This is a genomic window from Allosphingosinicella sp., from assembly GCF_036403745.1.
Classification (GTDB): Bacteria; Pseudomonadota; Alphaproteobacteria; order Sphingomonadales; family Sphingomonadaceae; genus Allosphingosinicella.
The window spans coordinates 1-1,873 of record NZ_DASWQI010000016.1 but is presented as its reverse complement, the minus strand read 5'-3'; the positions used below and the strand labels follow the sequence as shown (position 1 = coordinate 1,873).

The 1,873-nt window shown below is 64.7% G+C and carries 2 protein-coding genes and 1 other annotated feature; both genes read left to right on the top strand.

Annotated elements, in window-relative coordinates; translation table 11 throughout:
• Positions 1-367 (top strand): aminotransferase class I/II-fold pyridoxal phosphate-dependent enzyme (locus VGC56_RS02335; protein ID WP_464122973.1); only part of this gene is annotated, 367 nt, incomplete at its 5' end.
• A 152-nt stretch (positions 368-519) separates the two neighbouring features.
• Positions 520-1,751 (top strand): IS3 family transposase gene (locus VGC56_RS02330; protein WP_464122972.1). Its coding sequence is split into 2 segments (ribosomal slippage): positions 520-811 and positions 811-1,751, totalling 1,233 coding nucleotides; the frame shifts between segments, so codons are not numbered across the junction.
• Positions 804-920, top strand: a sequence feature (AL1L pseudoknot). It overlaps the preceding gene by 117 nt.
• Positions 1,752-1,873: the final 122 nt, after the last annotated feature.

The window sequence follows — 1,873 nt, the reverse complement described above, 5'->3', positions numbered from 1 at the left end:
CGAGGTCCTGGCCGGCCATCACGGCGTCAAGCCCGAGCAGGTGTTCGTCGGCAATGGCTCGGACGAAGTGCTCGCGCATGCTTTCGTCGGGCTGTTGAACCAGCCGAAGCCGCTGCTGTTTCCGGACGTCACCTACAGCTTTTATCCCGTGTGGGCGCAACTGTTCGGCCTCGCCTGCGAGACTGTGCCGTTGGACGAGGAAATGCGCGTGAGGGTCGAGGATTATCGGCGCGAGGCGGGCTCGATCGTGATCGCCAATCCCAACGCGCCGACCGGGGTCGCGCTGCCGCGCGCGGAAATCGCCCGACTGCTCGAAGATCATGATATCCCGGTGGTGATCGACGGTGTGTCACGAACACGCTTCTGAAGGAGGAGGTGTGGTGCTGTACGAGAGATGAGGGCAGGCCCCTCGAGGCCAACGGTCAGGCGCGGCCTCAAACCCCCGCAAGCTGCGATCGTCAAGAGCGATTGAACCGCACCGGGTTTGCCGGAGGCTCCACGTCTTGAGAGGATGGAGCGATGAGCAAGCCAACGACGAACAAGTTTTCAGCTGAGGTGCGTGATCGCGCCGTGCGCATGGTATTTGACCACCAGGCGGAACATCCGTCGCAATGGGCGGCGATCAACTCGATTGCGGGCAAGATCGGCTGCACGGGAGAGACGCTGCGCAGCTGGGTGCGGCGGTCCGAGCGCGACCAGGGTCTGCGGGCCGGTCCCACAACGCATGAGGGCGATCGGATCAAGGCGCTGGAGCGCGAGAACCGGGAACTGCGCCAGGCCAACGAGATCCTGCGCAAGGCGTCGGCGTATTTTGCCCAGGCGGAGCTCGACCGCCCGTTCAAACGATGATCGCCTTCATCGACGATCATCGTGGGGCATATGGGGTCGAGCCGATCTGCCGCGTGCTGCCGATCGCCCCAGCCACCTACCGCACGCACGCTGCCCGGCGCGCCGACCCGGCCAAGCTGCCAGCGCGATCCCGGCGCGACCTGGTGCTGGCCGCCGAGATCCGGCGGGTGTTCGAGGCAAACTTCCGCGTCTACGGCGTGCGCAAGGTGTGGCGGCAACTCGGCCGCGAGGGCATTCGCGCCGCACGCTGCACTGTGGCCCGGCTGATGCGGCAGATGGGCCTGAAAGGTGCAGTGCGAGGCCGCGAGGTCCGTACCACGGTCAGCAACCCGGCCGTCGCCTGTCCGCTCGACCGGGTGAACCGGCAATTCCGGGCGCCGCGGCCGAATGTACTGTGGCTGTCGGACTTCACATACGTCGCGACCTGGCAAGGCTTCGTCTACGTCGCTTTCGTTATCGACGCCTATGCCCGGCGCATCGTCGGCTGGCGGGTGAGTCGTACGGCACAAGCGGGCTTCGTGCTGGATGCCTTGGAGCAGGCTCTGGCTGACCGCCGCCCCGTCCAGGGTGGCGGCCTGGTTCACCATAGCGACAGGGGAGTGCAATACGTGTCGATTCGCTACACCGAGCGCCTGGCCGAAGCGGGCATCGAGCCCTCCGTGGGCAGCGTCGGCGACAGCTATGACAATGCTTTGGCCGAGAGCATTAACGGCCTTTACAAGACCGAGGTGATCCGCAGACGGGGACCGTGGCGTTCGCTGGAACTTGTCGAGTTCGCCACCCTGGAATGGGTCGAGTGGTTCAACAACCGTCGCCTGCTCGGACCAATCGGAAACGTGCCTCCCGCCGAGGCCGAAGCTCGCTACTATGCCGAACTTGAGACACTCCCAATGGCGGCATGACTCAAAAAAACCAGCCTCCGGCAAACCCGGTGCGGTTCAGTCGGAATTGACCCCGACTCTGCATCGTATCGATGCTTTCCTGATCCGCTGGGCCCGCAATAAGTTCAAGCGGTTGCACCAGC